The organism is Stenotrophomonas maltophilia (assembly GCF_001274595.1).
Taxonomy (GTDB): Bacteria; Pseudomonadota; Gammaproteobacteria; order Xanthomonadales; family Xanthomonadaceae; genus Stenotrophomonas; species Stenotrophomonas forensis.
Window position 1 is genome coordinate 3,897,077 of record NZ_CP011010.1, and the last position, 23,933, is coordinate 3,921,009.

26 protein-coding genes are annotated in these 23,933 nt (G+C 67.5%); 14 read left to right on the forward strand and 12 right to left on the reverse strand.

Going from position 1 to position 23,933, the window contains the following annotated elements; translation table 11 throughout:
- Nucleotides 1–5 precede the first annotated feature (5 nt).
- The 5 genes from VN11_RS17770 (at nt 6) to VN11_RS17790 (ending at nt 3,218) form a co-directional block, all read left to right on the forward strand.
- A complete protein-coding gene (locus VN11_RS17770; RefSeq protein WP_053450697.1) occupies nt 6–599 on the forward strand; it encodes a 5-formyltetrahydrofolate cyclo-ligase in 594 nt (197 codons plus the stop codon).
- Nucleotides 596–1,075 (forward strand): EVE domain-containing protein, encoded by a 480-nt coding sequence (locus VN11_RS17775; RefSeq protein WP_049458240.1) that lies wholly within the window; start codon nt 596–598, stop codon nt 1,073–1,075. Before VN11_RS17770 ends, VN11_RS17775 begins: the two co-directional genes overlap by 4 nt.
- A gap of 22 nt (nt 1,076–1,097) precedes the next feature.
- Nucleotides 1,098–1,745, forward strand: a complete 648-nt coding sequence (gene rpiA / locus VN11_RS17780) for a ribose-5-phosphate isomerase RpiA (protein WP_006467017.1) — start codon at nt 1,098–1,100, stop codon at nt 1,743–1,745.
- Between the two features lie 20 nt (nt 1,746–1,765).
- Complete coding sequence (locus VN11_RS17785; RefSeq protein ID WP_008266483.1) at nt 1,766–2,209, forward strand: DUF192 domain-containing protein; 444 nt, start codon at nt 1,766–1,768, stop codon at nt 2,207–2,209.
- A gap of 163 nt (nt 2,210–2,372) precedes the next feature.
- The gene (locus tag VN11_RS17790; RefSeq protein WP_053450698.1) at nt 2,373–3,218 is read left to right on the forward strand and encodes a SirB1 family protein; all 846 of its coding nucleotides are present in this window, start codon (nt 2,373–2,375) and stop codon (nt 3,216–3,218) included.
- A gap of 67 nt (nt 3,219–3,285) precedes the next feature.
- On the opposite strand, the gene VN11_RS17795 is transcribed toward VN11_RS17790, so the two are convergent.
- Nucleotides 3,286–3,510: a rubredoxin gene (locus tag VN11_RS17795; RefSeq protein ID WP_006467103.1), complete on the reverse strand. Its 225-nt coding sequence runs from the start codon at nt 3,508–3,510 to the stop codon at nt 3,286–3,288.
- A gap of 34 nt (nt 3,511–3,544) precedes the next feature.
- Here VN11_RS17795 and thiE point away from each other — a divergent pair, with 34 nt between their 5' ends.
- Nucleotides 3,545–4,171, forward strand: a complete 627-nt coding sequence (gene thiE / locus VN11_RS17800; RefSeq protein WP_053450699.1) for a thiamine phosphate synthase — start codon at nt 3,545–3,547, stop codon at nt 4,169–4,171.
- A 16-nt stretch (nt 4,172–4,187) separates the two neighbouring features.
- Nucleotides 4,188–5,477: a glutamate-1-semialdehyde 2,1-aminomutase gene (hemL, locus tag VN11_RS17805; protein ID WP_053450700.1), complete on the forward strand. Its 1,290-nt coding sequence runs from the start codon at nt 4,188–4,190 to the stop codon at nt 5,475–5,477.
- A 70-nt stretch (nt 5,478–5,547) separates the two neighbouring features.
- Here the strand turns inward: hemL and azu are convergent, their stop codons facing one another.
- A complete protein-coding gene (gene azu / locus VN11_RS17810) occupies nt 5,548–5,997 on the reverse strand; it encodes an azurin (protein WP_053450701.1) in 450 nt (149 codons plus the stop codon).
- A gap of 122 nt (nt 5,998–6,119) precedes the next feature.
- On the opposite strand from azu, the gene VN11_RS17815 reads away from it, so the two are divergent.
- A complete protein-coding gene (locus VN11_RS17815) occupies nt 6,120–6,722 on the forward strand; it encodes an HAD-IA family hydrolase (protein ID WP_053450702.1) in 603 nt (200 codons plus the stop codon).
- A 33-nt stretch (nt 6,723–6,755) separates the two neighbouring features.
- Here VN11_RS17815 and VN11_RS17820 read toward each other — a convergent pair whose 3' ends face one another.
- Entirely contained in the window at nt 6,756–7,982 is a 1,227-nt protein-coding gene (locus tag VN11_RS17820; RefSeq protein ID WP_053450703.1) for an acetylornithine transaminase, read from the reverse strand.
- Nucleotides 7,983–8,045: 63 nt separating this feature from the next.
- Between VN11_RS17820 and VN11_RS17825 the strand changes: the two genes are divergently transcribed.
- On the forward strand, nt 8,046–8,918 hold the full coding sequence (locus tag VN11_RS17825; RefSeq protein WP_053450704.1) for an ion transporter: 873 nt from the start codon (nt 8,046–8,048) through the stop codon (nt 8,916–8,918).
- A gap of 62 nt (nt 8,919–8,980) precedes the next feature.
- Here VN11_RS17825 and VN11_RS17830 read toward each other — a convergent pair whose 3' ends face one another.
- From VN11_RS17830 to VN11_RS17840, 3 genes are all read right to left on the reverse strand, one after another.
- Nucleotides 8,981–9,913 carry a YiiG family protein gene (locus VN11_RS17830; protein ID WP_187299779.1) on the reverse strand — a complete coding sequence of 311 codons (933 nt, stop codon included), beginning with the start codon at nt 9,911–9,913 and terminating at the stop codon, nt 8,981–8,983.
- Nucleotides 9,914–10,090: 177 nt separating this feature from the next.
- Nucleotides 10,091–11,083: a YiiG family protein gene (locus tag VN11_RS17835; RefSeq protein ID WP_053450706.1), complete on the reverse strand. Its 993-nt coding sequence runs from the start codon at nt 11,081–11,083 to the stop codon at nt 10,091–10,093.
- A 93-nt stretch (nt 11,084–11,176) separates the two neighbouring features.
- Complete coding sequence (locus tag VN11_RS17840; protein ID WP_053450707.1) at nt 11,177–11,995, reverse strand: SDR family oxidoreductase; 819 nt, start codon at nt 11,993–11,995, stop codon at nt 11,177–11,179.
- A 108-nt stretch (nt 11,996–12,103) separates the two neighbouring features.
- Between VN11_RS17840 and VN11_RS17845 the strand changes: the two genes are divergently transcribed.
- Nucleotides 12,104–12,787, forward strand: a complete 684-nt coding sequence (locus VN11_RS17845) for a hypothetical protein (protein ID WP_053450708.1) — start codon at nt 12,104–12,106, stop codon at nt 12,785–12,787.
- A 111-nt stretch (nt 12,788–12,898) separates the two neighbouring features.
- Here VN11_RS17845 and VN11_RS17850 read toward each other — a convergent pair whose 3' ends face one another.
- Both VN11_RS17850 and VN11_RS17855 read right to left on the reverse strand, forming a co-directional pair.
- Nucleotides 12,899–13,405: a DUF2867 domain-containing protein gene (locus VN11_RS17850; protein WP_053450709.1), complete on the reverse strand. Its 507-nt coding sequence runs from the start codon at nt 13,403–13,405 to the stop codon at nt 12,899–12,901.
- Nucleotides 13,402–14,064 (reverse strand): serine/threonine-protein kinase, encoded by a 663-nt coding sequence (locus VN11_RS17855; RefSeq protein ID WP_006467385.1) that lies wholly within the window; start codon nt 14,062–14,064, stop codon nt 13,402–13,404. The genes VN11_RS17850 and VN11_RS17855 overlap by 4 nt, the downstream gene beginning before the upstream one ends.
- A gap of 85 nt (nt 14,065–14,149) precedes the next feature.
- On the opposite strand from VN11_RS17855, the gene VN11_RS17860 reads away from it, so the two are divergent.
- Nucleotides 14,150–16,147, forward strand: coding sequence for a bifunctional DedA family/phosphatase PAP2 family protein (locus tag VN11_RS17860; protein WP_053450710.1), 1,998 nt, complete (start codon nt 14,150–14,152; stop codon nt 16,145–16,147).
- A 128-nt stretch (nt 16,148–16,275) separates the two neighbouring features.
- On the opposite strand, the gene VN11_RS17865 is transcribed toward VN11_RS17860, so the two are convergent.
- The 3 genes from VN11_RS17865 to VN11_RS17875 form a co-directional block, all read right to left on the reverse strand.
- Nucleotides 16,276–16,854, reverse strand: a complete 579-nt coding sequence (locus tag VN11_RS17865; protein ID WP_053450711.1) for an LON peptidase substrate-binding domain-containing protein — start codon at nt 16,852–16,854, stop codon at nt 16,276–16,278.
- The gene (mpl, locus tag VN11_RS17870; protein ID WP_053450712.1) at nt 16,851–18,215 is read right to left on the reverse strand and encodes a UDP-N-acetylmuramate:L-alanyl-gamma-D-glutamyl-meso-diaminopimelate ligase; all 1,365 of its coding nucleotides are present in this window, start codon (nt 18,213–18,215) and stop codon (nt 16,851–16,853) included. The genes VN11_RS17865 and mpl overlap by 4 nt, the downstream gene beginning before the upstream one ends.
- A 330-nt stretch (nt 18,216–18,545) precedes the next feature.
- Nucleotides 18,546–19,109, reverse strand: coding sequence for an adenylate kinase (locus VN11_RS17875; RefSeq protein ID WP_008268721.1), 564 nt, complete (start codon nt 19,107–19,109; stop codon nt 18,546–18,548).
- 136 nt (nt 19,110–19,245) lie between these two features.
- Between VN11_RS17875 and VN11_RS17880 the strand changes: the two genes are divergently transcribed.
- Both VN11_RS17880 and VN11_RS17885 read left to right on the forward strand, forming a co-directional pair.
- On the forward strand, nt 19,246–20,502 hold the full coding sequence (locus VN11_RS17880) for a 6-phosphofructokinase (protein WP_053450713.1): 1,257 nt from the start codon (nt 19,246–19,248) through the stop codon (nt 20,500–20,502).
- Nucleotides 20,503–20,619: 117 nt separating this feature from the next.
- Entirely contained in the window at nt 20,620–21,009 is a 390-nt protein-coding gene (locus tag VN11_RS17885) for a DUF488 domain-containing protein (RefSeq protein WP_053450714.1), read from the forward strand.
- A 72-nt stretch (nt 21,010–21,081) separates the two neighbouring features.
- Here the strand turns inward: VN11_RS17885 and VN11_RS17890 are convergent, their stop codons facing one another.
- Complete coding sequence (locus tag VN11_RS17890) at nt 21,082–21,585, reverse strand: hypothetical protein (RefSeq protein WP_053450715.1); 504 nt, start codon at nt 21,583–21,585, stop codon at nt 21,082–21,084.
- A gap of 278 nt (nt 21,586–21,863) precedes the next feature.
- On the opposite strand from VN11_RS17890, the gene VN11_RS17895 reads away from it, so the two are divergent.
- Nucleotides 21,864–23,891 (forward strand): sodium-translocating pyrophosphatase, encoded by a 2,028-nt coding sequence (locus VN11_RS17895; protein WP_008266593.1) that lies wholly within the window; start codon nt 21,864–21,866, stop codon nt 23,889–23,891.
- The last annotated feature ends 42 nt before the right edge of the window (nt 23,892–23,933 follow it).

Below are 23,933 nucleotides of genomic sequence, written 5' to 3' on the forward strand. Positions count from 1 at the left end.
CTGCCATGACCGACCCGCGCCAGGCCCTGCGCCACGACCTGCGGCAACGCCGCCGCGACCTTTCCGCCGCTGAGCGCATTGCCGCCGCCGAATTACTTGCCGATGCCCTGCTGGCACTGCCGTTCGCGCCGCGCGAAGGCGCCGTGGCCGGCTACTGGGCGCTGGATGGCGAGATCGCCCTGCACCGCTGGCAGCTGCAGTTGCCCGAAGGCCTCACCTACTGCCTGCCGGTGTTGGCCGGCGACGTGCTGCGCTTCGCACCGTGGCGCCCCGGCCAACCGCTGACCAGCAACCGTTACGGCATCCCCGAGCCCGACGTGGCGCTGGCAGACACGCTGGAACCGGCGCAGATGGCGCTGGTGGTGACCCCGCTGGTGGGCTTCGACACGCAGTGCCGGCGGCTGGGCATGGGAGGCGGCTGGTATGATCGCAGCTTCGCCTTCCGCCATGACCGGCCGGCGCCGCCCTGGCTGGTCGGTGCGGCGTTCGCGGTGCAGCAGGTCGAGTCCTTGCCGGTGGCGTCGTGGGACGTGCCGGTGGATGCGATCTGCACCGAAGGCGGCACCCTGTTCCCCTCCGCTGCCCCCGTGAACGCATGACCGCCCGCAAGCGCTACTGGCTGATGAAGTCCGAACCGGACGCCTTCTCCATCGATGACCTGGCCAAGGTCAAGGTCGAACCCTGGAACGGGGTGCGCAACTACCAGGCGCGCAATTTCATGCGCGATGGCATGCAGGTCGGCGACGGCATCCTGTTCTATCACTCCAATACCAAGGTGCCGGGCATCGTCGGCCTGGCCACGGTGGCCAGCGCGGCCTATCCGGACGACACCCAGTTCGACCCGGCATCCGACTACCACGACCCCAAGAGCACGCGCGAGAACCCGCGCTGGATGCTGGTGGACGTGGCCTTCGACCGCAAGCTCAAGCAGGTGATCGCGCTGGACGAGATCAAGCTGCACGCCGACGAGCTCGGCGAAGGCTTCCCGCTGGTTGCCAAGGGCAACCGCCTGTCGGTGTTCCCGGTGACCGCCACGCAGTGGAAGCTGCTGCTGTCGCTGGAAAAGAAATCCTGATTCCCTGCCTGAGAGTTCTCCCATGTCCGAAGCCAAGCGCCTGGCCGCCGAGAAAGCCATCGAATACGTCGAAGACGGCATGATCGTCGGTGTCGGCACCGGGTCCACCGTGGCCTATTTCATCGATGCCCTGGCCCGCATCCAGCACCGCATCAAGGGCGCGGTGTCCAGTTCCGAGCAGAGCACCGCGCGCCTGAAGCAGCACGGCATCGAGGTGATCGAGCTGAACCACAGCGGCAACCTGTCGCTGTACGTGGACGGCGCCGACGAGTGCGACCCGAACAAGTGCCTGATCAAGGGCGGCGGTGCCGCGCTGACCCGCGAGAAGATCATCGCCGAGGCCAGCGAGCGCTTCATCTGCATCGTCGACCCGAGCAAGCAGGTGCCGGTGCTGGGCGGGTTCCCGCTGCCGGTGGAAGTGATCCCGATGGCGCGCAGCCTGGTCGCCCGCCAGATCCGCGACATGACCGGCGGCCAGCCGACCTGGCGCGAAGGCGTGGTCACCGACAACGGCAACCAGATCCTGGACATCCACAACCTGCAGATCACCGATCCGGAGAAGCTGGAGCGCGAGCTCAACCAGCTGCCGGGCGTGGTCTGCGTCGGCCTGTTCGCGCGCCGTCGCGCCGACGTGGTGATCGTCGGCGGCGAGCCGCCGGTCGTGCTCTGACCCTTCCAAGGATCCTGACGATGTCGCTGTTGCGTTCGCTGCTGATGCTTCCGCTGCTGGCCCTGGCCGGCTGCGCCACCGACGCGGCCCGCCACTGGGTCGAGCTGGACGGCGCCCGCTACCAGGTCGAGCTGGCCACCAACGATGAAACCCGCGCGCGCGGGCTGATGTTCCGCGACCAGATGGCGGCCGACCACGGCATGCTGTTCGTCCACGACCGCGAAGAGATGCAGGCGTACTGGATGAAGAACACCAAGATCGCGCTGGACATCCTGTACTTCGACAACGAACGCAAACTGGTCAGCCAGCAGCGCGACGTGCCGCCGTGCTCGGCCGGCGACATGTGTCCGCCGTACCCCAGCGGCGGCCCGGCGCGCTACGTGCTGGAACTCAACGCCGGCCAGGCCGAAAAGCTGAAGCTGAAGGACGGCACCGCGCTGACCTTCGGCCCGGGCATCGAGTAGTAAACGATGCGGCCGGCCAGCGGCCGGCACCCGCGGTAGTGCCGGCCGCTGGCCGGCAACCCTGCAGGGGTCAGATCCCTTTCGCACGCGAAAGGGATCTGACCCCTGAATTTTTCACGCGGCACCGCTTGAAACCGTCTGCGAATGACGCCAGTCTGTGACCATGCAGGACCGGATCACACTCCCCGACTGGGATGCACTGGCCGACCTCGAAGACGAGGCGCTGCCGCTGTTGCCAACCGCACTGCTGATCGCGCGCGATGAATACCCCGATCTGCAGCCGTCCACCTACGAGGCGCTGATCCAGAGCCATGTCGACCACCTCCGCTCGGAAGTGGAGGCCATCGACAACAGCCCGTTGAAGATGGCGGCGATCAACCGCCACCTGTTCGACGAGCTGGGCTACAGCGGCGACCACGACGAGTACTACGACCCGCGCAACAGCTACCTCAACCAGGTGTTCGAGCGCCGCCTGGGCAATCCGATCTCGCTGGCCCTGGTGCAGATGGAAGTCTCGCGCCGGCTGGGTATTCCCCTTGATGGCGTGTCTTTCCCCGGCCACTTCCTGGTGCGCCTGCCGGTGGATGACGGCGTGCTGGTGATGGACCCGTTCAACGGCGGCCGGCCACTGGACGTGGACGAACTGCGCGAGCGGGCCAAGTCACACCTGGGCGGGCAGATGCCCGACGACCAGGTGCTGGCGCAGATCCTCGACCCGGCGCCGGCGCGCGCGATCCTGATGCGCATGCTGCGCAACCTGCATGGCGTCTATGCCGAGGCCGGCGAATGGGACCGCGCCGCACGCAGTGCCGACCGGCTGCTCAAGCTGGCCCCGGAACAGGACGACGCCCTGCGCGACCGCGGCCTGGCCTACCTGCAGCTGGAGTACCTGGCCGGGGCCCGTCATGACCTGGGCCAGTACCTGAAGCGTAACCCTGAGGCCAGCGATGCGCAGTGGCTGCGGGACAAGCTGATCGACCTCGGCGGGCCGATGCCGCGGCTGCATTGATTCTGTCAGGTGTGCGGACCAACGGTCCGCACCCACCCCAACGGTCCGCACCCACCGGATGGGCAGGTCAATCGACCTCGACCATCTCGAAATCGGCCTTGGTCACCCCGCAGTCCGGGCATGTCCAGGTCTCGGGAATGTCCTCCCAGCGCGTGCCCGGCGCGATGCCCTCCTCCGGCAAGCCGTCCGCTTCGCTGTACAGGAAGCCGCAGACCACGCACATCCAGGTACGCAAGGTGGTGGGGGTGGCATCGCTCATCGGATAATCAGGGCTGGATTCACGGGCCGCCATTGTCCCATTGCGGTCCACTCACCGGTAGCCATCGATGACTTCAGCTTCCCCGGCGCCCCGCGGCGTCTACCTGATCACCCCGGATGAACCCGATACCGCACGCCTGCTGGTGCGCACCGCGCCGCTGCTGGCCGCCGGCGCCACCTGGCTGCAGTACCGCAACAAGACCGCCAGTGACGCCCTGCGGCAGGAGCAGGCCACTGCCCTGCAGGGCCTGTGCGCTGCCCATGGCGTACCGCTGATCATCAATGACGACCCGCTGCTGGCCAAGGCGGTCGGCGCGGCCGGCGTGCATCTGGGCGGCACCGACGGCGACATCCCCAGCGCGCGTGCGCTGCTGGGGGCCGAGGCCATCATCGGCGCGTCCTGCTACGACCAGCTGGCCAATGCAGAAAAGGCCGTGGCCGCCGGCGCCAGCTATGTGGCCTTTGGCGCCTTCTTCCCCACCACCACCAAGATCACCAGCAGCCGCGCCCACCCCGACCTGCTGCGGCAAAGCGCCGCACTGGGCGTGCCGCGGGTGGCGATCGGCGGGCTGACCCCGGACAATGTCGGTCCCATCATCGACGCCGGCGCCGACCTGGTCGCCGTGGTCAGCAGCGTGTTCGCCGCCGAAGACCCGGTCGCAACCCAGCACGCCCTCCTCGCCCAGTTCGCGTAACACCCAGGAAAGCCCCATGAACCACGACCAGTCCCACGCCCTGTTCTCCCGCGCCCAGCAGCTGCTGCCGGGCGGCGTCAATTCGCCGGTGCGCGCGTTCAAGTCGGTCGGCGGCGAGCCGTTCTTCGTCGAGCGCGCCGACGGCGCCTACCTGTACGACGTCGACGGCAACCGCTACATCGACTACGTCGGTTCCTGGGGCCCGATGATCGTCGGCCACAACCACCCGGCGGTGCGCCAGGCGGTGAAGAAGGCCATCGACAACGGCCTCTCGTTCGGCGCACCGTGCGCGGCCGAAGTGACCATGGCCGAGACCATCACCCGCCTGGTGCCGTCGTGCGAGATGGTGCGCATGGTCAACTCCGGCACCGAAGCCACGCTGTCGGCGATCCGCCTGGCGCGCGGCGCCACCGGCCGCAACCGCATCGTCAAGTTCGAAGGCTGCTACCACGGCCACGGCGACTCGTTCCTGGTCAAGGCCGGCAGCGGCATGCTGACCCTGGGCGTGCCGACCTCACCGGGTGTTCCGGCCGGGCTGAGCGAGCTGACCCTGACCCTGCCCTACAACGACTTCGAAGCCGCCACCGCACTGTTCGAACAGCAGGGTGACGACATCGCCGGCCTGATCATCGAACCGGTGGTCGGCAACGCCAACTGCATTCCCCCGCGCGAGGGCTACCTGCAGCACCTGCGCGAACTGTGCACGAAGCATGGCGCGCTGCTGATCTTCGACGAGGTGATGACCGGCTTCCGCGTTGCCCTTGGCGGTGCGCAGGCGCACTACGGCATCACCCCGGACCTGACCACCTTCGGCAAGATCATCGGCGGCGGCATGCCGGTGGGCGCCTATGGCGGTCGCCGCGAGCTGATGCAGCAGATCGCCCCGGCCGGCCCGATCTACCAGGCTGGCACGCTGAGCGGCAACCCGGTGGCAATGGCCGCCGGCCTGGCGATGCTGGAACTTGTCCAGCAGCCGGGCTTCCATGCCGACCTGGCCGAGCGCACCGCGCGCCTGTGTGCCGGCCTGGAAGCGGCGGCAGCCGAAGCAGGCGTGGCGGTGACCACCACCCGAGTGGGCGCGATGTTCGGGCTGTTCTTCACCAGCGAAAAGGTGGAGACCTATGCGCAGGCCACCGCCTGCGACATCCCGGCGTTCAACCGTTTCTTCCACGCGATGCTGGAACAGGGCGTGTTCCTGGCACCGTCCGCCTACGAGGCCGGATTCCTGTCCAGCGCCCACGACGATGCCGTGATCGAGGCCACCCTCGCCGCTGCACGCGTGGCATTCAAGGCCGCCAAGGGCTGAGCCCGCTCTGGTAGGTGCCAACCTTGGTTGGCACAGAGCAGTCGAGCATGGCTCGACTCTACAGACGGCATCAACCGAAGACGAGCTTGCCCTTCATCATCGCGAAGTGGCCGGGGAACGAGCAGAAGAAGGTGTAGTCACCGCCCTTCTGCAGGCCCTGGGTGGAGAAGCGCACGCGCGTGGTCTCGCCACCTCCAATGACCTTGGTGTGGGCCAGAACGCGCTTGTCGGCCTTCGGCAGGTAGCTGTCGGCCAGGGTCATGCGCATGCCCGCCATCGCCACCGGCTGGTAGTCGGCCGTGCGGGTCAGCACCCAGTTGTGCCCCATCGCGGTGGCGGCCAGCTTGCCGGTGTGGCGCAGGGTCAGGTCCACGGCACTGCAGTCGGCGGCAATCTTGATCTCGCGGCTGCTGAAGCTCATCTGGTCGGTGCTGTCGATGCTCACCGCACAGACCCGCGCCATCGCTGATGGCGCCAGCATCAGCGCACCCAGTCCCACTGCCACCGTCCAAGCCTTCATCGCTGCATCTCCTGCGGATTCAAGCGCCATTCTAGGCAGGCCCATGCGCTCCCGTCTGCGACCGTCTGTCGCATGCACGCTCCAGGGTTTGCGCGCATCCATGGCAATGGCATGCTCGGCCGATGCGGATCGACCTGTTGCTGCTGGATGTGGATGGCGTGCTGGTGCAGTACCAGCGCGCGCAGCGCGTGCTGCACCTGGCGCAGGCGCTGGACGTTTCCCCGCAGACCGTGCAGGCCGCGCTGTACGACAGCGGGCTGGACGCCGCGCATGACCGTGGCGCACTGGATGGCCCAACCTATCTGGCGCAGCTTGGCGGGCTTCTGGGCAGGACGCTCGATGTGGCCGCCTGGGTGGCTGCACGGCAGGCCGCCAGCCATCCGCAGGTGGCCGTGCTGCAGCGGCTGCAGGCGCTGCAACTACCAATGGCGGTACTGACCAACAACGGCGCGCTGATGGTGCAGGCATTGCCCGCCCTGCTGCCGGACCTGTTTCCGGCGCTGCAGGACCGCGTGTTCTGCAGTGCCGATTTCGGCCTGCGCAAACCGCAGCCAAGGGTGTTCCAGCGCGTGCTCGAGGTACTGCAGGTTGCGCCTGCGCGCACCTTGTTCATCGATGATCTTTTCGCCAACGTGCGCGGCGCGCGCGCGGCCGGCCTGCACGCCGAAACGGTGCGCGACGGGCGCGGGTTGGGGAAGGTGTTGAAGCGCTACGCAATCCTGTAGAGCCGAGCATCGGCCCGGCTCTACAGCCGAGGATCAGCGCGTGGCGATGAACGCGGCAATCGCCGCGCGCAGGCGCTTCAGGCCTTCGGCCACTTCTTCGTCGGTGATGTTCAGCGACGGCACGAAGCGCAGCACGTCCGGACCGGCCTGCAGGGTCAGCAGGCCCTGCTCGGCGGCATGGTCGAGGATGGCACCGGCCTGGCCGGCAAAGTCCTTGCTCAGCACCGCACCGAGCATCAGGCCACGGCCACGCACCTCGCTGAACACGCCAAACTCTTCATTGATGCGGGCGAAGCCATCGCGCAGCGCCTTCGACTGGCGGCTGACGTTGGCGGCGATCTCTGCCGAAGCCAGCTTGCGCAGGGCCACGCGGGCGACCGCCGCGGCCAGCGGGTTGCCACCGAAGGTGGTGCCGTGCGCGCCGAACTGCATGGTCTCGGCCACCTTCGGGCCGGCCAGCATCGCGCCGATCGGGAAGCCACCGCCCAGTGCCTTGGCCAGGGTGACCATGTCCGGCACCACATCGTCCTGCCAGTGCGCGAACAGCGTGCCGGTGCGGCCCATGCCGGCCTGGATCTCGTCCAGCACCAGCAGCGCGTTGTGCTGGTCGCACAGCTCGCGCACGCGCTTGAGGAAACCGGACCTGGCCGGCATCACGCCGCCCTCGCCCTGGATCGGCTCCAGCATCACCGCCGCCACGTCACCGGCGGCCATTGCGGTTTCCAGCTGCACTTCATCGTTGAAATCGATGTAGCGGAAGCCACCGGGCAGCGGCTCGTAGCCTTCCTGGTACTTCGGCTGGGCAGTGGCGGTCACCGCGCCCAGGGTGCGGCCGTGGAAGCTGCCACGGAAGGTGATGATCACCCGCTTGTCGGCCGGGCGGCCCTGGCTGGAGGCCCACTTGCGGACCATCTTGATCGCCACTTCGTTGGCTTCGGCGCCGGAATTGCACAGGAACACGCGCTCGGCGAAGCGGCTGGCCTTCACCAGCTCTTCGGCCAGGTGCAGCGGTGGTGCGCTGTAGAACACGTTGCTGGTGTGCCAGAGCTTGCCGGCCTGCTCGACCAGCGCGGCCACCAGGTCCGGGTCGTTATGGCCCAGGCCACACACGGCGATGCCGGCGGCCAGGTCGATGAACTCACGGCCCTGGCTGTCCCACACGCGGGCGCCCTGGCCTCGCTCCAGTACCACCTGGCGGGGCTTGTAGACCGGCAGGTAGTAGTGCGAAAGGGAGATCAGCGGGTCGGTCGCGGCGGTCATGGCAGTCGGCAGGGTTCAGGAATCCCCATTCTCGCGCCGGAACCCCTGCGGCACAATGCGCCCATGCGACCGTTTTCCGCCCCCCAGCTGAACCCCGCCACCGAGACCGGCTGGCGCCGTCGGTGGTTCGACATCATCTACCGCCACGACTCGCGGCCTTCGCGCAATTTCGACCTGATCCTGGTGGTGGCGATCATCGCCAGCATCCTGGTGGTGATGATCGACAGCGTGCAGCACCTGCATGCCGAATGGTCCACCGGCCTGTACATCCTGGAATGGGCGTTCACGATCATCTTCACCGCCGAGTACCTGCTGCGGCTGGCGGTGGTCAAGCGCCCGCTGCGCTACGCGGTAAGCATCTGGGGCATCATCGACCTGCTGTCGATCCTGCCCGCCTACCTGTCGATGTTCATTCCCGGCGCGCAGAGCCTGCTGGTGGTGCGCGCGCTGCGCATCCTGCGCGTGTTCCGCATCCTCAAGCTGACCCGCTACATCGAGGAAAGCGGCGTGCTGATGACGTCGCTGTGGCGCAGCCGGCGCAAGGTGCTGGTGTTCCTGTTCACGGTGATCACCATCACCATCATCGCCGGCGCGCTGATGTACGTGATCGAAGGGCCGGAACATGGCTTCAGCAATATTCCGGCCAGCATGTACTGGGCGGTGGTGACCATGGCCACGGTCGGTTTCGGCGACATCGTGCCGCAGACCGTACTCGGCCGCTTCGTCACCTCGGTACTGATCCTGATCGGCTACAGCATCATCGCCGTGCCCACCGGCATCTACACCGCCGAACTGGCCAGCACCATGCGCGAAGCCGAGCTGGCCGCACGCCGCGATGCCCGCGGCTGCCCGCACTGCGGGCTGGAAGGCCACGAGCCGGACGCCCGCCACTGCCGCAGGTGCGGTGGTGAACTGCCGGATGCGTTCAACCATTGAGGCACATGCCGGCCAGCGGCCGGCACTACCCTCGGTAGATCCACGCCATGCGTGGATCCTCCTCAACGCATGCGATTGCTGGTGGTCACCAGGTCGTTGTAGGCGTCCAGGATCGTCGACTGCGCGCCTTCAGGATCGGTGGTGAGCCAGCTGCCCGAGGCCTTGCGCTCGGCCGCCAGCGCTTCGGCGCTGATCGGCTTTCCCTGTTCCAGGCGCTCGACGCCGCGGCCTGCGGTACGCACCAGCTTGTCGGCCGAGCGCTGCACGTGGCCCCACATCGGGTCGTCCTTGCCGACACCGCCGTTCTGCACTTCGGTCACCAGCGCCTGATAGTCGGCCAGCTGCTTGCGCACTACCGCCAGGTCCGGCGCGTCGCCCTGGAACGCCATGGCCAGCTGCTTGCCGTCGCCGAGAATGCGCAGGTGGTAGTAGGCCAGCGAGCGACCCTCGCTTTCCTCGATCCGCTTCAGCTCCGCGGCGCGGCGCTCGTTCTCGTTCTTCTCCAGCGCCACATCCATCGCTTCGCTGGCCTTGAAGAAGGCGGCATAGGCCTGCATCAGCGGCGCATGCTGCGTGCGCATGCCTTCGCCGCCATCACGACGATAGTCTTCGCGGGTGAAGTAGCCATCGGCGCGCTCGGTCAGGGCATTCAGGGCCTGGAACGCCTGCTGATAGTCGCGCGCGGGGCCATCCATCGGCAGTGCCGGGGTCTTCGCCAGCGCGTCGGTCATCGACTGGCCGCAATACTCGACCCGGTGCGACAGCACCTTGCCGGGCGAGCGCGGTTGCGCTTCCTTGCCGGTCGGGCCGGCCTCGGGATCCTTCATCCAGCCGGTGTAGGCCTGGAAACCTTCGTGAACGGGCTGTTCGACGCCGTTGTAGCACTCGATGTAGGCATTGACCTTTACCAGCCCGGGGTCGGCCACGGCCAACCCCGCCGGCTTGTTGCAGCCGGCCAGGCCTGCCAGCGAGCCAAGCAGAAGCAACGGAAGCATACGTGTGGATGCGTTCAAATCAGTTCCTTGCACAAGTAAAAACTGCAGTCATCGTGGTTCATCGCGCCCACACCCGTCCCGGCAGCGCCGGAAGACGCCGCCCTTCGGCGCCCCGCCATGGGTCACGTCGCAATCGACCTGTTCGATTACGACAAAATGGCGCGATGAACGCCTCGGTTACTGGCGATTGCTCTGGAAAACGAGCGTGTTGTATTCCTGCATCAGCTTGCTGGCAGAGCCGCGCGGCGCCATCGAGGGCGAATCAAGCATGCGCCGCTCGAAATCGGTGTAGGGCTTGTTCTCGCTGACACGCTGCAGCCGCTCCTTGCCTTCGCGCCGGAAATTCTCGGCTCCACGCTCGAAGCCTTCCCAGTCCGTCTTGCCCGGCTGCTGGTCGGCAACCTTGGCGTGCGCTTCATCGGAAATGCGGTTGAAGGCATCCAGGTGCTCGCGGGCCGCGGCCTGATCAAAGCCGTCATCGGTCATCAACTCCACGATCGCCTTCGCTTCCAGCATCATCGCCAGGCGGTAGTACTCGCGCGTGCGCCCCTCGGCCTGTTCCAGTGCTTTGAGCTGCTCGCGCTGGGCAGCGTCGTTGTGGCGCTCCAGCGCGGTGTTGAACGTTTCGCTGGCAACCACGAAGTCCTTGAAGGCGGCCATCAAAGGCGCATGCATCTGCTTGCCCTTGGCAAACTGGTCGTCTTCGTAGTCCTGGCGATCGTAGTAGTCGTGCGCGTCCTTGCTGAGCGGCACCAGTGCCTTCAGCGCCTGCTGATACCGGCCAGCAGCGGCATCAAGATCGGCCAGGGCCGGCTTGGCAGCGATCGCTTCGGTCACCGGCGCGTCGCACTGCTTCATGTCGTAGTCGCTGATCTCGAACGGCCCGTACACCTGCGTCTCGCGCCCGCTCGGGCCGGCGTCGACGTCCTTGATCCAGCGCGTGTAGGACTCGATGCTGCCGTGTGTTTTCGAATCAAGCGCGTTGAAGCAGCCGATGTAGGCGTTGAGCTTTGCGGTCAACTGCTGCTGTGCGTCGGAGCTTGCGGTACTGGCGTCCGGCTTGCCGGAAGGACCAGCGTCACCCGCGGTTGCCGGCGCCTTGCCACCGCAGGCGCCCAGGATCAATGACAGCGACACGGCCAGCGCCGCGAGGGAAAGAGTGCGTGACATGCGTTCACTTCCTTGTTGAAAACGATTCCAGCTGCGCATTCTAGCGCAGCAGGCCGAGGGTCGCAGCCCTCGGCCTCGTCCAGCGGGTCAAGCTCAATCCAGGAACAGGTCCGGCAGCAACGGCCGCGACGCATCCACTGCATAGCCCGACAGATCGGTGACACCGGCCTGCGCCAGCACCTCATCATCGATCAGGAACCGGCCGTGGAAACCCGCCGCTTCGCGCACCAGCACGGCATGCGCGGCGTCGGCCATGATCTGCGGCGTGCGGCAGCCGGCGGCATCCACGCCCGGAATCATGTTGATCGCATCGGTGGCAATTACCGTGCGCGGCCACAGCGCATTGACCGCCACGCCCTGCGGGCCGAACTCCGCGGCCAGGCCGAGGGTGACAAAGCTCATGCCCATCTTCGCCAGCGTATAGCCGGTGTGCGGGCCCCACCATTTCGGCTCCAGGCTGGGCGGCGGTGCCAGGGTCAGGATATGCGGGTTGGGCGCCTGCAGCAGGTAAGGCAGGCAGGCCTGCGCGCACAGGAAGCTGCCGCGCGAATTGACCTGCTGCATCAGGTCGAAGCGCTTCATCGGCGTATCCAGCGTGCCGCGCAGCCAGATCGCGCTGGCGTTGTTGACCAGGATGTCGATGCCACCGAAGGTGTCGACGGTGGCGGCGACGGCCGCCTGCACCTGCTCTTCCTCGCGGATGTCGCACTTCAGGGCCAGGCCCTGGCCACCGGCCGCCGTAACCGCCTCGGCCGCGCTGTGGATGGTGCCCGGCAACTTCGGATTCGGCACCGACGACTTGGCGGCGATCGCCACGTTGGCGCCGTCACGCGCGGCGCGCAACGCGATGGCCAGGCCGATGCCGCGCGAGCCACCGGTGATGAAAAGCGTTTTGCCCTGCAGACTGCCCACGTTCCACACTCCAGCGTATGCAATGAGCCGCTAGTATGCCGCGCCGACGCGGAGTTCACCCGGCCTTGACGATACTCGGGCCTCCAGACAACGCACGAGGTCCACGCCATGCGCCGTTCCCGCCTGCTGCTGCCTGCCTTGGGGCTCGCCCTGCTGACCGCCTGCCAGGGCCGTTCGCCGGAACCCGGCGAGGAGCCGTCCGCCGGTGACGCGCCCAGCGCGGCCAAGGCCGCTGCGGATGGCAGGATGCGCTGGAGTGAGGCGGTGGTCTGGGATGGCGACCTCAACGCCTGCCGCCAGGGCGAGAATGCGGCCACGCGTGACTGCCTGCGCGATGCGATGCACGCCGGTGGCGCCAGCGCCGATGCGATCACCGCCGCCGAACAGTTGTCCACCGGCGGCGAACTGGCCTACGTGACCGCCTGGCACGAGAGTGACGGGCTGGGCGTGGCCACGGTGGAGTACCCGTTCCGCGCCAACACCAACGAAGGCACCCGCCTGGTCGACGCCAGTGGCAAGCGCATCGATGTGGATGCCGTGCAGCTGGACGACACCCTGCGCGCGGACCCGACGGTGCAGGAACTGCTGAAGGCCAACCCGCAGGCGACGCCGTTCGCACCCGCGCAGTCGGCGGGAGCGACGCCGCTGGAGAATGGCGGCATCCGCCTGCTGTACCGCACACCGCTGCGCGACTGCCACGCCTGCCCGGATGTGGGCCAGCTGCAGATCGCCTACGACTTCGACGCCAAGCGCAACTTCATTGGCCAGCAGGTGGTGCCGGCGGCGCCGTAAGGTCACCGGCACTCACCTTCGTGGAGTCGAGCTTGCTCGACTGATTCTGGCGTTTCAGTCGAGCGAGCTCGACTCTACAACGGCCTCGGCGCATCCACGCATTGCCTGGACCTACCCATACGCGCGTACCTGCTTCTGCAGCAGGTGCGGCACGATCAGCCGGTGCACCGGGGCTACCGGCAGCATGTACAGGCGCCCGAACGCGTTGTGGGTGTGCACCACCGTCGCCACTTCCAGCACATCGCCCTGCCACTGCAGGGCCAGCTGCACGCGCAGGTGGCGGTCGTTGTCTTCCAGCACGATGGCGTCGGCATCCAGCGCCTGCAGCGTGAAGATGCCGAGCCGCTGCCCCGGACGCGGCTGCTCGATGTCCTGCACTGCGCGCAGCGAACCCAGGTCCTTCATGCCGAGCATGCGCATGCCGCGGTTGCGCAGCGCCATCAGCCCGTCGAACCAGCCGGGAATGCTCGCCGCCATGTCACGGTAGGCCTGCAACGCGGTTCGACCCCCACGCTGTGTGCTGGCCTGGCAGGCATGTACAAAGTGGGCACCGGCCATCTGCGCGCGCAGCACGTTGCCCGCAGCCGGCGCGGCGCTCACCACCTGCGATGCCCTCACGGCTTCGGCCCCTGCCCCTCGTTGTCTTCCCAGTGCAGGATGCGCCGGGTGACGAAGCGGTAGACCGGCTTGCCGGTGGCGAACCACAGCTCGCGCACCCACGAAGTGCGCTTGAGCACGCGCTTCTCCACCGGGGTGAGCGACTCGCGGCAGTACATGCGCTTGTGCTTGAGCAGGTGGCGCAGGTCCTCGCGGGCCAGCAGGCGCATCCAGCGCGAACGCGGATCGCCGATCACCGCCAGCTGGAAGTCGATCAGCGCTGGACGGCCATCCTCGGTGACCAGCCAGTTGGCTTCCTTGGCCAGATCGTTGTGTGCCACGCCGCGCCGATGCAGGTGCTGCAGCAGCCGTCGCGCAGAATGGAACCAGGCCACGTCGCCGCGGGGTGGACGCTGGTACATCGCATCGCCCGCCATGAAGCTGCGGTCGAGGTGGCGGCCATCCCAGGCCAGCAGCTGCGGTACGTCAGGCATGCCATGGATGTGCTGCAGCGCGCGTGCTTCGCGGCGTGCCAGCCACCACGCAGGCAGCCGCAGCCACAGCGGCGTGGCGCCCAGATCGCGGCGCACGAACGGGCCATCGGGGCCTTTCACAAGGAGGATGCGACCGAAGCTGTCGGCCTTCAAGGCATGCGGTGGAGCGTCTGGCGTATGCGGCATGGGCCCATTCTAGGCGATGGCGCCGGTTGCAAACGGTCACGAAGCGGCTGGGAACCAGTCACCTTCACGCCCCTATAATCGGGCAATGGACTCTTCATGGATCGACGCCACCCTCGCGTGGATTGCCGCTCACCCCGTGCTGGCGGGTGCCGTTATCTTCCTCATCGCCTTCTGCGATGCGGTCATCATTCTCGGCGCCATCGTGCCGGCCCTGCCGCTGCTGTTCGCGGTGGGCGTGTTCATCGGCCTGGGCCAGATCTCCGGGCCGTACGCGGTGGCGGCGGCAGCGTTGGGCGCGTTCGCCGGTGATGGCATCAGCTACTGGATCGGCCGTCGCTGGGGTGACCGCCTGCGCGGCATCTGGCCGTTCAGCCGCTATCCGCAGCTGCTCGATCGCGGCGAGAATCTGTTCCGCCGCAATGCGTTCAAGAGCATCCTGATCGCACGCTACGTCGGTGCGATCCGCCCGTTCGTGCCGGCCATTGCCGGCATGATGAAGATGCCTGCCAGCCGCTACATGCAGGCCAGCGGCATCGCCAGCATTTCCTGGGCGGTGCTGTTCCTGGCCCCCGGCTGGGTTCTGGGCGAAGCCTATGACGCGGTGGCCGCCGTGGCCGGACGCCTGGTGGTGGTGGTCGGCCTGCTGATGGTGATCCTCGGCCTGGTCTGGGCCATCGTGCTGTACGGCTACCGCTGGTCGGCCGCACGCATGGACAACTGGCTGGCGCGCCTGCTGGACTGGTCCAACCGCCACCCGACGCTGGGCCGCTACACCGTCGGCGTGCTCGACCCGAAACGCCGTGAATCGGTACCGCTGGCGATGCTGGCGCTGATGCTGCTGGTGCTGGGCTGGGGCTGGTTCGCGCTGCTGACCGTGGTGGTCGCGCATGGCGAACCGCTGGCGATCGACCTGCTGGTGCACCAGGCCATGCTGGCACTGCGCAACCCGCTGGCCGACTACCCGATGGCGGCACTGGCATCGCTGGGAGCCTGGCAGGTACTGCTGCCGGCCACCGCGGCGGCGATGGGCTACCTGATCTGGCGCCGACGCTGGATGGCCGCCGCGCACTGGCTGGCCGCACTGGCCTTCGGCCTTGCGCTGACCATGCTGCTCGGCGCCACCGTGGATGTGGTGCGCCCGGTCGATGCCAGCAGCGGCTTCGGCTTCCCGTCGGTGTCGGTGACCATGGCCACCATCACCTTCGGCTTCTTCGCGGTGCTGATCGCGCGCGAGATGCCCGGCCGCACCCGCGTCTGGCCGTACCTGGTGTCGGGCATCGTGGTCAGCCTGATCGGCTTCTCGCGGCTGTACCTGGGCGCGCACTGGCTGAGCGATGTGATCGGCGGCATGCTGTTCGGCACGTTCTGGCTGCTGGTGCTGGGCATCGCCTACCGTCGGCGCTTCAACCGCTCGTTCTGGGTGAAGCCGGTGGCGTGGCTGTTCTACGGCGTCTTCGCCCTGGCGGCGATGTGGTACGCGCCGCGCCACATCCCGGTGAAGCTGGAGCGCTTTGAACCGACCCTGCCGGCGCCGCAGGCGATGGACATGCAGGCGTGGTGGCAGCACGACTGGTCGACGCTGCCGGCGCGCCGCAACGAGTTCGACGATGACCAGCGCTGGCCGCTGGACGTGCAGGTGGCCGGCCCGCTGGCGCCGCTGCAGGCGCAGCTGGAAGCCCGCGGCTGGAAGCGGCAGGAACAGGCCGGCTGGCAGGAAGCCCTGCTGATGCTGGACAAGAACACCGGCGCCGACCAACTGCCGGTACTGCCGGCCACGCTGGAAACGCGGGTGGAAGCGCTGCTGATGGTGCGCCAGGGTGCGCAGCCGGATGAGCGCTACGTACTGCGCCTGTGGCCGGCCCCGGCCCAGCTGCAGCCCGGCGATACGCCACTATGGCTGGGCAGCGCACAGACCCTGCGCTACGAGCGCCACTTCGAATGGATCGGCATGTGGCATCCGCTGCGCGGCGTCGACCCGGCCATGAACGCGGTGAAGGAGGCCGTACAGGGCCTGCCGCAGCGCGAGGACGTGCACGGCGAGACCGGGTTGCCGGTACTGCGGTTGAAGACCACCGCGCGCTGACGGAGGCGGTGCTGCTCTGGTAGTCGCCAACCTTGGTTGGCGCTTCGGGTAAAGGCTGCCAACCAAGGTTGGCATCTACCGGCTACGCCGCGCTCTGGTAGTGGCCAACCTTGGTTGGCGTTTGCCAGTTACGGCATCCAGCCCAGCAACTGCTGCAGGCGCTGATGCGGGTCGTCCATCTGCAGCAGCTGCAGGCGCTGCTGCTCGCTCAGCGGCAGCAGTTCGGCCAGGCGCCAACCGACCCAGCTCGCCTGATCCAGCAGTGCCGGATTCGCCGGCGCATACGCCTCGCCCGCCTGTTCGATGATGTGCCCCAGCACCGTGGCCAGCAGCGCATGCTGTGGCCGCAGTTCGTCGTCGGGATCTTCCTCGCACCAACTCACGTCGGCCACCACCAGGCCGTTGTCACGGACCCGCGTGCGCTCGACATGGAAGCGGCGGGTGCCACGCAGGCGCAGCTGCAGCACGCCATCGGCGCCGACATCGAAATCTTCGATGCGCACCTGCACGCCATACGCCGCCGGCGTCGCCGGTGCGCCCACTTCCTGGCCGTCGAGGATCAGGCAGACGCCAAAGCCCTCGCCACTGCGGCCGCTGTCGCGGACCAGATCCAGATAGCGTCGCTCGAACACGCGCAGGCCCACCGCTGCACCCGGCACCAGCGTGCTGTGCAGCGGGAACAGCGGCAGCGAACCGTCGGCGCTCATCGGGCCTGCAGGGCGGCGAGGAAGCGGCGCGGTGCGCCGTCGAAGCCACCGTTGGACATGAACACCACATGGTCACCACTGCGTGCATGGGACTGCAGCTGTGCCAGCAGGGCATCGGTATCGGGTACCGCGTGCGCTTGGCCGCGTACCGCGGCGATCACCGCGGCAGCGTCCCAGGCCAGCTCCGGGCGGTGCAGGAACACCACTTCATCGGCCAGTGCCAGCGACGGCGCCAGCGCCTGTGCATGTGCACCCAGCCGCATCGAGTTGCTGCGCGGCTCCATCGCGACCACGATGCGTGCATCGCCGACCTTGGCACGCAGGCCTTCCAGCGTGGTGGCGATCGCCGTCGGGTGATGGGCGAAGTCGTCGTAGACGGTGATGCCATCAACGCTGCCGATCACTTCCATGCGGCGCTTGACGCTGCGGAACCGCGCCAGCGCCGGGATCACATCAGCAGGCGCCACGCCTACCGCATGCGCGGCCGCCAGCGCGGCCAGGCCGTTGAGCACATTGTGCCGGCCCAGCAGCGACCACTGCACATCACCCAGCGCCTGGCCTCGATGATGCACGCGGAACGCGCTGCCATCGGCAGCCAGCAGCTCGGCATGCCACTCCAGCGACGGATCGAATCCGAAGCGCTCGACCGGGGTCCAGCAGCCCATCGCCAGCACTTCGGCCAGGTACTTGTCTTCGCCGTTGACGATCAGGCGGCCACGCGCCGGCACCGTGCGCACCAGGTGGTGGAACTGGCGCTGGATCGCCGCCACGTCCGGGAAGATGTCGGCGTGGTCGTATTCAAGGTTGTTGAGGATGGCCACCAGCGGCCGGTAGTGCACGAACTTGCTGCGCTTGTCGAAGAATGCGGTGTCGTACTCGTCGGCCTCGACCACGAACTCGCGGCCCTGGCCGAGCCGGGCGGAGACGCCGAAATCCTCGGCCACGCCGCCGATCAGGAAGCCCGGCGAACGCCCGGCGCTTTCCAGCAGCCAGGTGAGGATGGTGGTGGTGGTGGTCTTGCCATGGGTACCGGCCACGGCCAGGGTGTCACGCCCCGGCAGCACCCGTTCGGACAGCCATTGCGCGCCGGAAATGTAGCGCTGGCCAGCGTCAAGCACGGCCTCCACGGCCGCGTTGCCCCGCGACAACGCGTTGCCGATCACCACCTCATCGGTGCCGGCCGGCACGCTGTCGGCGCGATAGCCCTGGTCCAGGGTGATGCCCAGCTGTTCCAGCTGGGTGGACATCGGCGGATAGATGGCCTGGTCGCTGCCGCTGACCGGATGGCCCAGTTCCCGCGCCAGGGCGGCCACGCCGCCCATGAAGGTGCCGGCGATTGCAAGGATATGTACGCTGCTCATGACCGAGGATTGTGACCGATGACGGCTGTATAGGGCCAATGTCCGCTCCTGGGTAAGACAAGTCCTACACGGGATGTGAGAAAACTCCAATCATCTGTCAGGGAATTCCCGATAGCGATGTTCTGTGAACCCGGACACAATTCGAACTGCCAGCCGCAGTACCCGAACCGGTCCTACTCCCCAAGAGGCCATCCCCAAGGGAGCTCATGCTGCGGGGCCCTGAGCAAGCCCTCTGCTGGCGCCTATCAAACGACACAGGCCTGATCCTCGCGGACCAGGCCTGTGTTTTTTTGCGCCCAGGGGCCGGAAGCGTGTGCCGGCCCGGCCGGATCAGGCCTTGATCGCCGCCAGGATGCGCGCTTCGATCTCGTCCAGCTCACCGACGCCGTCGACGCGGGCCAGGGTGCCACGGCCGGCGTAGAAGTCGACCACCGGGGCGGTCTGGTCGTTGTAGACCTGCAGGCGCTGGCGCACCGCTTCCGGCGTGTCATCGGCACGCCCCTGCTCCTTGGCACGACCGGCGATGCGCTCGACCAGCAGCTCGGTGGCCACGTCCAGCTGCACCACCGCGTCCAGCGGCTGGCCGATCTTGGCCAGCAGGCCGTCCATCGCATTGGCCTGGGCCACATTGCGCGGGTAGCCATCCAGGATGAAGCCCTTGGCGACATCGGCCTGGGTCAGGCGCGATTCCAGCATGCCCAGCAGGATGTCGTCCGACACCAGGTTGCCGGCATCCATCACCGTCTTGGCCTGCTTGCCCAGCTCGGTGCCGGCGGCGATTTCCGCGCGCAGCATGTCACCGGTCGAAATGTGGGCGATCCCCAGCTTTTCCTTCAGGCGCGTCGCCTGTGTCCCCTTGCCCGAACCGGGCGGTCCCAACAGAACCAATCGCATTGACCTGACTCCAACGTGTTGAAAACAAAGAAGGTTCGCGTCCCGGACGGTCCGGTATCGCTGCACCGCAATAGCGCCACTTTACCGCATCCGGGTAATGTCCCTGCAATGTCCCCTCCCCCGAGCAGGTAGAAGCATGCGCAACGGTACTCTCCTCTATGCCCAGTCCGGTGGTGTCACCGCGGTCATCAACGCCACCGCAGCTGCGGTGATCGAGCAGGCCCGGGCCAAGGGCATCAAGGTCCTGGCCGCCCGCAACGGCATCCTCGGCGCCCTGCGCGAAGAGCTGATCGACACCAGCAAGGAGAGCGCCGCCGCCATCCGCGCGCTGGCCCACACCCCGGGCGGCGCGTTCGGTTCGTGCCGGGTCAAGCTGAAATCACTGGACGCTGACCGTGCACGTTACGACCGCCTGCTGGAGGTGCTGCGCGCGCACGACGTGCGCTGGTTCCTCTACAACGGCGGCAACGACTCGGCCGATACCGCGCTGAAGGTCTCGCAGCTGGCGAAGGCGTCGGGCTACGACCTGACCTGCATCGGCGTGCCCAAGACCATCGACAACGATCTGGCGGTTACCGACACCTGCCCCGGCTTCGGCTCGGCCGCCAAGTACACCGCGGTCTCGGTGCGCGAGGCCGCGCTGGACGTGGCGGCGATGGCCGAGACTTCCACCCGCGTCTTCATCTACGAAGCGATGGGTCGCCACGCCGGTTGGCTGGCGGCGGCGGCGGGCCTGGCCGGCAACGGCGATGACGAAGCCCCGCACATCATCCTTCTGCCCGAACGTGCCTATGACGAGGCGCTGTTCCTGGCCAAGGTGAAGGCGGTGGTCGAGCGCGTCGGCTACTGCGTGGTGGTGGCCTCGGAGGGCATCGCCACTGCCGATGGCCGCTTCGTCGCCGATGCCGGCGGCGGCAAGGACTCGTTCGGGCATTCGCAGCTGGGCGGCGTAGCCGCGCACCTGGCCGGACGGGTCAAGGACCAGCTGGGCCTGAAGGTGCACTGGGCCCTGCCGGACTACCTGCAGCGCTCGGCCCGGCACCTGGCCAGCAAGACCGACTGGGAGCAGGCGCAGGCGGTGGGCAAGGCTGCGGTGCAGTTGGCGCTGAAGGGCCAGAACGGCGTGATGCCGGTGATCGTGCGCAGCAGCGACGCGCCGTACCGCTGGAAGATTGAAGCGGCGCCGCTGTCGAAGATCGCCAACCACGAGAAGAAGATGCCGGCCGGCTTCATCCGCCGCGACGGCTTCGGCATCACCGCCAAGGCACGCGCCTACCTGTCACCGCTGATCAAGGGCGAAGCACCACTGCCCTACGGCCCCGACGGCCTGCCGAAGTACGTCACCCTGAAGAACCTGGCGGTGAAGCAGAAGCTGCCGCCCTTCGAGGGCTGAATCGAAAATGGGGACGGAGGGGATTAAGTCGTAACCGCCCCTCCGTCATCACTCCCCGATCCGCGTTGGGGCGGTTGCGACTTAATCCCCCCCGTCCCCTTTTCATCGAGATGTGCCATGGCACTGCGAGTAGTTCGACTCGGTACGCCACGCGTCGCCGGCGAGGGACTGCGCATCGGCACGGTGCGGCGACCGCCGCGTGGCGTGCCGCGCAGCGAGTTCGCCCGCCAGGACTGGTACGACGTCTGGTTCCCGACCCTGTCACCCAGTGCGGAACTGGTGAAACAGGCGCACGCGGCGCAAAGCGCAGCCGACTGGAATGCGTTCTTCCGCCACTACAAGGCCGAGATGAAGGCGCCCGATGCCGCCCACGCGCTGGACCTGCTGGCCGCGCTGTCGCAGCACAGCGACATCAGCGTGGGGTGCTACTGCGAAGATGAGGCGCACTGCCACCGCAAGGCGCTGCGTGAGCTGCTGGTGGCGCGGGGAGCGGCGTTGGCCGGGTGATGCCCGGTTGCCGGCCAGCGGCCGGCTCTACCTCACGTCACGCCACGCGTGGATTCGCGCTGCCGGACGGTCTCAGTTGCAGGCCTTGCCTTCCATCTGCAGCTGCGCGGCGAACATCGTCACCTGTGGAATCTTGCCGGCGGCGGCCTGCTTCTTCGCCTCTTCCAGGTAGATGCGCGACTGGCCCTGTCCATCCAGCTCGACCTTGTTGCTCGACGGCAGGCGCCACACCCGCACCACCGCCTGCTGCGCCGGGCACGCGGCGCTGGGCACGCGGATCACATCGTTGAGCTTCCAGCCCTTGTCGGCACTTGGCTGTGCCTTGGCATAGTCGACGAAGCGCGCGCGTGGCTGGCACTGCTCGCTGGTACGCACGGCGGAGAAGCGGTACGGCTCTGCCGCATCGCCGGTGAACACACCCTCCAACCGCGCGCAGGCCTCGGGGATCTGGCGCAGTGTATGCGCCGCGCCCACCGCCTGCGGGGCACCCACCGCACGCTGCAGCTCCGGGGTTTCCGCGGCGAATGCCGGGGCGGCAGGCACCAGGGCAGCAATCATCAACAGGGACAGGCGCATCGGGGAATCTCCTTCTGGACTCTTCGCAGGCTTGCAGAGCATGGCTTAACGGGGTGCAAAGGGCGTGATCGCGCTTTGCGCCAGGGGAAAGTCGAGCAAGCTCGACTCTACGGTGCGTCGAACGCATACTGCGGGCACCAGGGAATGCTGAACACCGCCATACGTCGGACGACCTCCAAGGTCGGTACGGGTTGGTTCCAGGCTGCAGCCCGTCGTCCCCCTCGTGGTGCCGTTCATCGCCACTGGATGCTTGTCCATCCATTCTGCGGAGGGGTCTAATGCTGGAACGTCACGGGCTGTCACTGGCGCTGGGCTGCGCCATTCTCGCGATCCTGTTCGGAATCGTCTCGGCGCGCTGGATCCTGCGCCAACCCACCGGCAATGAACGCATGATCGCGATCGCCACCGCGATCCAGGAAGGCGCACGTGCCTACCTCAACCGCCAGTACCTGACGATCGGCATCGCCGGCGTGGTGCTGTTCGTGCTGGTCGGCATCTTCCTCAGCTGGTACACCGCCATTGGATTCGCAGTGGGTGCGGTGCTGTCCGGCGCGGCGGGCTACATCGGCATGAACGTGTCGGTACGCGCCAACGTGCGCACCGCCGAGGCCGCACGCCACGGCATCAGCGCGGCGATGGACGTCGCCTTCCGTGGCGGTGCGATCACCGGCATGCTGGTGGTCGGGCTGGGCCTGCTGGGCGTGGCCGGCTACTACGCACTGCTGCTGCGCATGGGCCTGCCCATGGAACAGGCGCTGCACGCCCTGGTCGGGCTGGCCTTCGGCTCCTCGCTGATCTCGATCTTCGCGCGCCTGGGCGGCGGCATCTTCACCAAGGGCGCCGACGTCGGCGCCGATCTGGTCGGCAAGGTGGAAGCCGGCATTCCCGAGGACGACCCGCGCAACCCGGCGGTGATCGCCGACAACGTTGGCGACAACGTCGGCGACTGCGCCGGCATGGCCGCCGACCTGTTCGAGACCTATGCGGTGACCGTCATCGCCACCATGCTGCTGGGCAGCCTGATGCTGGCCGAGGCGGGCGCCAACGCGGTGTTGTATCCGCTGGTGCTGGGCGGCGTGTCGATCATCGCCTCGATCATCGGTGCGCTGTTCGTCAAGGTGAAGCCGGGCGGCTCGATCATGGGCGCGCTGTACAAGGGCGTGATCGTGTCCGGCGTGCTGGCCGCCATCGCGTTCTACCCGATCACCACCGGGCTGATGGGTGACAACGTGCACGGTCCGATGGCGCTGTACGGCTGCGCGCTGATCGGGCTGGTACTGACCGGCCTGATCGTGTGGATCACCGAGTACTACACCGGCACCCAGTACAAGCCGGTGCAGCATGTGGCACAGGCCTCGACCACCGGCCATGGCACCAACATCATCGCCGGCCTCGGCATCTCGATGAAATCCACCGCGCTACCGGTGGTGGCGGTGTGCGCGGCGATCTGGGGCGCGTTCGCGCTGGGCGGCCTGTACGGCATCGCCATCGCTGCCACCGCGATGCTGTCGATGGCCGGCATGATCGTGGCCCTGGATGCCTACGGCCCGATCACCGACAACGCCGGTGGCATCGCCGAGATGGCCGAGCTGCCTTCGGAGATCCGCGACATCACCGATCCGCTGGATGCAGTGGGCAATACCACCAAGGCGGTGACCAAGGGCTACGCCATCGGTTCGGCCGCGTTGGCCGCACTGGTGCTGTTCGCCGACTACACCCACAACCTGCAGGCCGCGCATCCAGGACAGGAATTCCGCTTCGATCTCAGCGACCACACGGTGATCATCGGCCTGCTGATCGGTGGCCTGATCCCCTACCTGTTCGGCGCGATGGCGATGGAAGCGGTCGGCCGGGCTGCCGGCGCGGTAGTTGAAGAAGTGCGGCGCCAGTTCCGCGAGATCCCCGGCATCATGCAGGGCACCGGCAAGCCGCAGTACGACCGGGCGGTGGACATGCTGACCCGCTCGGCCATCCGCGAAATGATCGTGCCGTCGCTGCTGCCGGTGGCGGTACCGGTGGTGGTCGGCCTGCTGCTGGGGCCACGCGCGCTGGGCGGGCTGCTGATCGGCACGATCGTGACCGGCCTGTTCGTGGCCATCTCGATGACCACCGGCGGCGGCGCCTGGGACAATGCCAAGAAGTACATCGAGGACGGACACTTCGGTGGCAAAGGCAGCGAGGCGCACAAGGCCGCGGTGACCGGCGATACCGTCGGCGACCCCTACAAGGACACCGCCGGCCCGGCGATCAATCCGCTGATCAAGATCATCAACATCGTGGCGCTGCTGCTGGTGCCGCTGCTGTAATCCACGCCATGCGCAAACCCGTAGAGTCGAGCTTGCTCGACT

Excerpts from the sequence above, each read along its gene's own strand:
- VN11_RS17770 (WP_053450697.1), top strand. The coding sequence starts at position 6 with ATGACCGACCCGCGCCAGGCCCTGCGCCACGACCTGCGGCAACGCCGC.
- VN11_RS17775 (WP_049458240.1), top strand. The coding sequence starts at position 596 with ATGACCGCCCGCAAGCGCTACTGGCTGATGAAGTCCGAACCGGACGCC.
- rpiA (WP_006467017.1), top strand. The coding sequence starts at position 1,098 with ATGTCCGAAGCCAAGCGCCTGGCCGCCGAGAAAGCCATCGAATACGTC.
- VN11_RS17785 (WP_008266483.1), top strand. The coding sequence starts at position 1,766 with ATGTCGCTGTTGCGTTCGCTGCTGATGCTTCCGCTGCTGGCCCTGGCC.
- VN11_RS17790 (WP_053450698.1), top strand. The coding sequence starts at position 2,373 with ATGCAGGACCGGATCACACTCCCCGACTGGGATGCACTGGCCGACCTC.
- VN11_RS17795 (WP_006467103.1), bottom strand. The coding sequence starts at position 3,510 with ATGGCGGCCCGTGAATCCAGCCCTGATTATCCGATGAGCGATGCCACC.
- thiE (WP_053450699.1), top strand. The coding sequence starts at position 3,545 with ATGACTTCAGCTTCCCCGGCGCCCCGCGGCGTCTACCTGATCACCCCG.
- hemL (WP_053450700.1), top strand. The coding sequence starts at position 4,188 with ATGAACCACGACCAGTCCCACGCCCTGTTCTCCCGCGCCCAGCAGCTG.
- azu (WP_053450701.1), bottom strand. The coding sequence starts at position 5,997 with ATGAAGGCTTGGACGGTGGCAGTGGGACTGGGTGCGCTGATGCTGGCG.
- VN11_RS17815 (WP_053450702.1), top strand. The coding sequence starts at position 6,120 with ATGCGGATCGACCTGTTGCTGCTGGATGTGGATGGCGTGCTGGTGCAG.
- VN11_RS17820 (WP_053450703.1), bottom strand. The coding sequence starts at position 7,982 with ATGACCGCCGCGACCGACCCGCTGATCTCCCTTTCGCACTACTACCTG.
- VN11_RS17825 (WP_053450704.1), top strand. The coding sequence starts at position 8,046 with ATGCGACCGTTTTCCGCCCCCCAGCTGAACCCCGCCACCGAGACCGGC.
- VN11_RS17830 (WP_187299779.1), bottom strand. The coding sequence starts at position 9,913 with ATGCTTCCGTTGCTTCTGCTTGGCTCGCTGGCAGGCCTGGCCGGCTGC.
- VN11_RS17835 (WP_053450706.1), bottom strand. The coding sequence starts at position 11,083 with ATGTCACGCACTCTTTCCCTCGCGGCGCTGGCCGTGTCGCTGTCATTG.
- VN11_RS17845 (WP_053450708.1), top strand. The coding sequence starts at position 12,104 with ATGCGCCGTTCCCGCCTGCTGCTGCCTGCCTTGGGGCTCGCCCTGCTG.
- VN11_RS17855 (WP_006467385.1), bottom strand. The coding sequence starts at position 14,064 with ATGCCGCATACGCCAGACGCTCCACCGCATGCCTTGAAGGCCGACAGC.
- VN11_RS17860 (WP_053450710.1), top strand. The coding sequence starts at position 14,150 with ATGGACTCTTCATGGATCGACGCCACCCTCGCGTGGATTGCCGCTCAC.
- VN11_RS17865 (WP_053450711.1), bottom strand. The coding sequence starts at position 16,854 with ATGAGCGCCGACGGTTCGCTGCCGCTGTTCCCGCTGCACAGCACGCTG.
- mpl (WP_053450712.1), bottom strand. The coding sequence starts at position 18,215 with ATGAGCAGCGTACATATCCTTGCAATCGCCGGCACCTTCATGGGCGGC.
- VN11_RS17875 (WP_008268721.1), bottom strand. The coding sequence starts at position 19,109 with ATGCGATTGGTTCTGTTGGGACCGCCCGGTTCGGGCAAGGGGACACAG.
- VN11_RS17880 (WP_053450713.1), top strand. The coding sequence starts at position 19,246 with ATGCGCAACGGTACTCTCCTCTATGCCCAGTCCGGTGGTGTCACCGCG.
- VN11_RS17885 (WP_053450714.1), top strand. The coding sequence starts at position 20,620 with ATGGCACTGCGAGTAGTTCGACTCGGTACGCCACGCGTCGCCGGCGAG.
- VN11_RS17890 (WP_053450715.1), bottom strand. The coding sequence starts at position 21,585 with ATGCGCCTGTCCCTGTTGATGATTGCTGCCCTGGTGCCTGCCGCCCCG.
- VN11_RS17895 (WP_008266593.1), top strand. The coding sequence starts at position 21,864 with ATGCTGGAACGTCACGGGCTGTCACTGGCGCTGGGCTGCGCCATTCTC.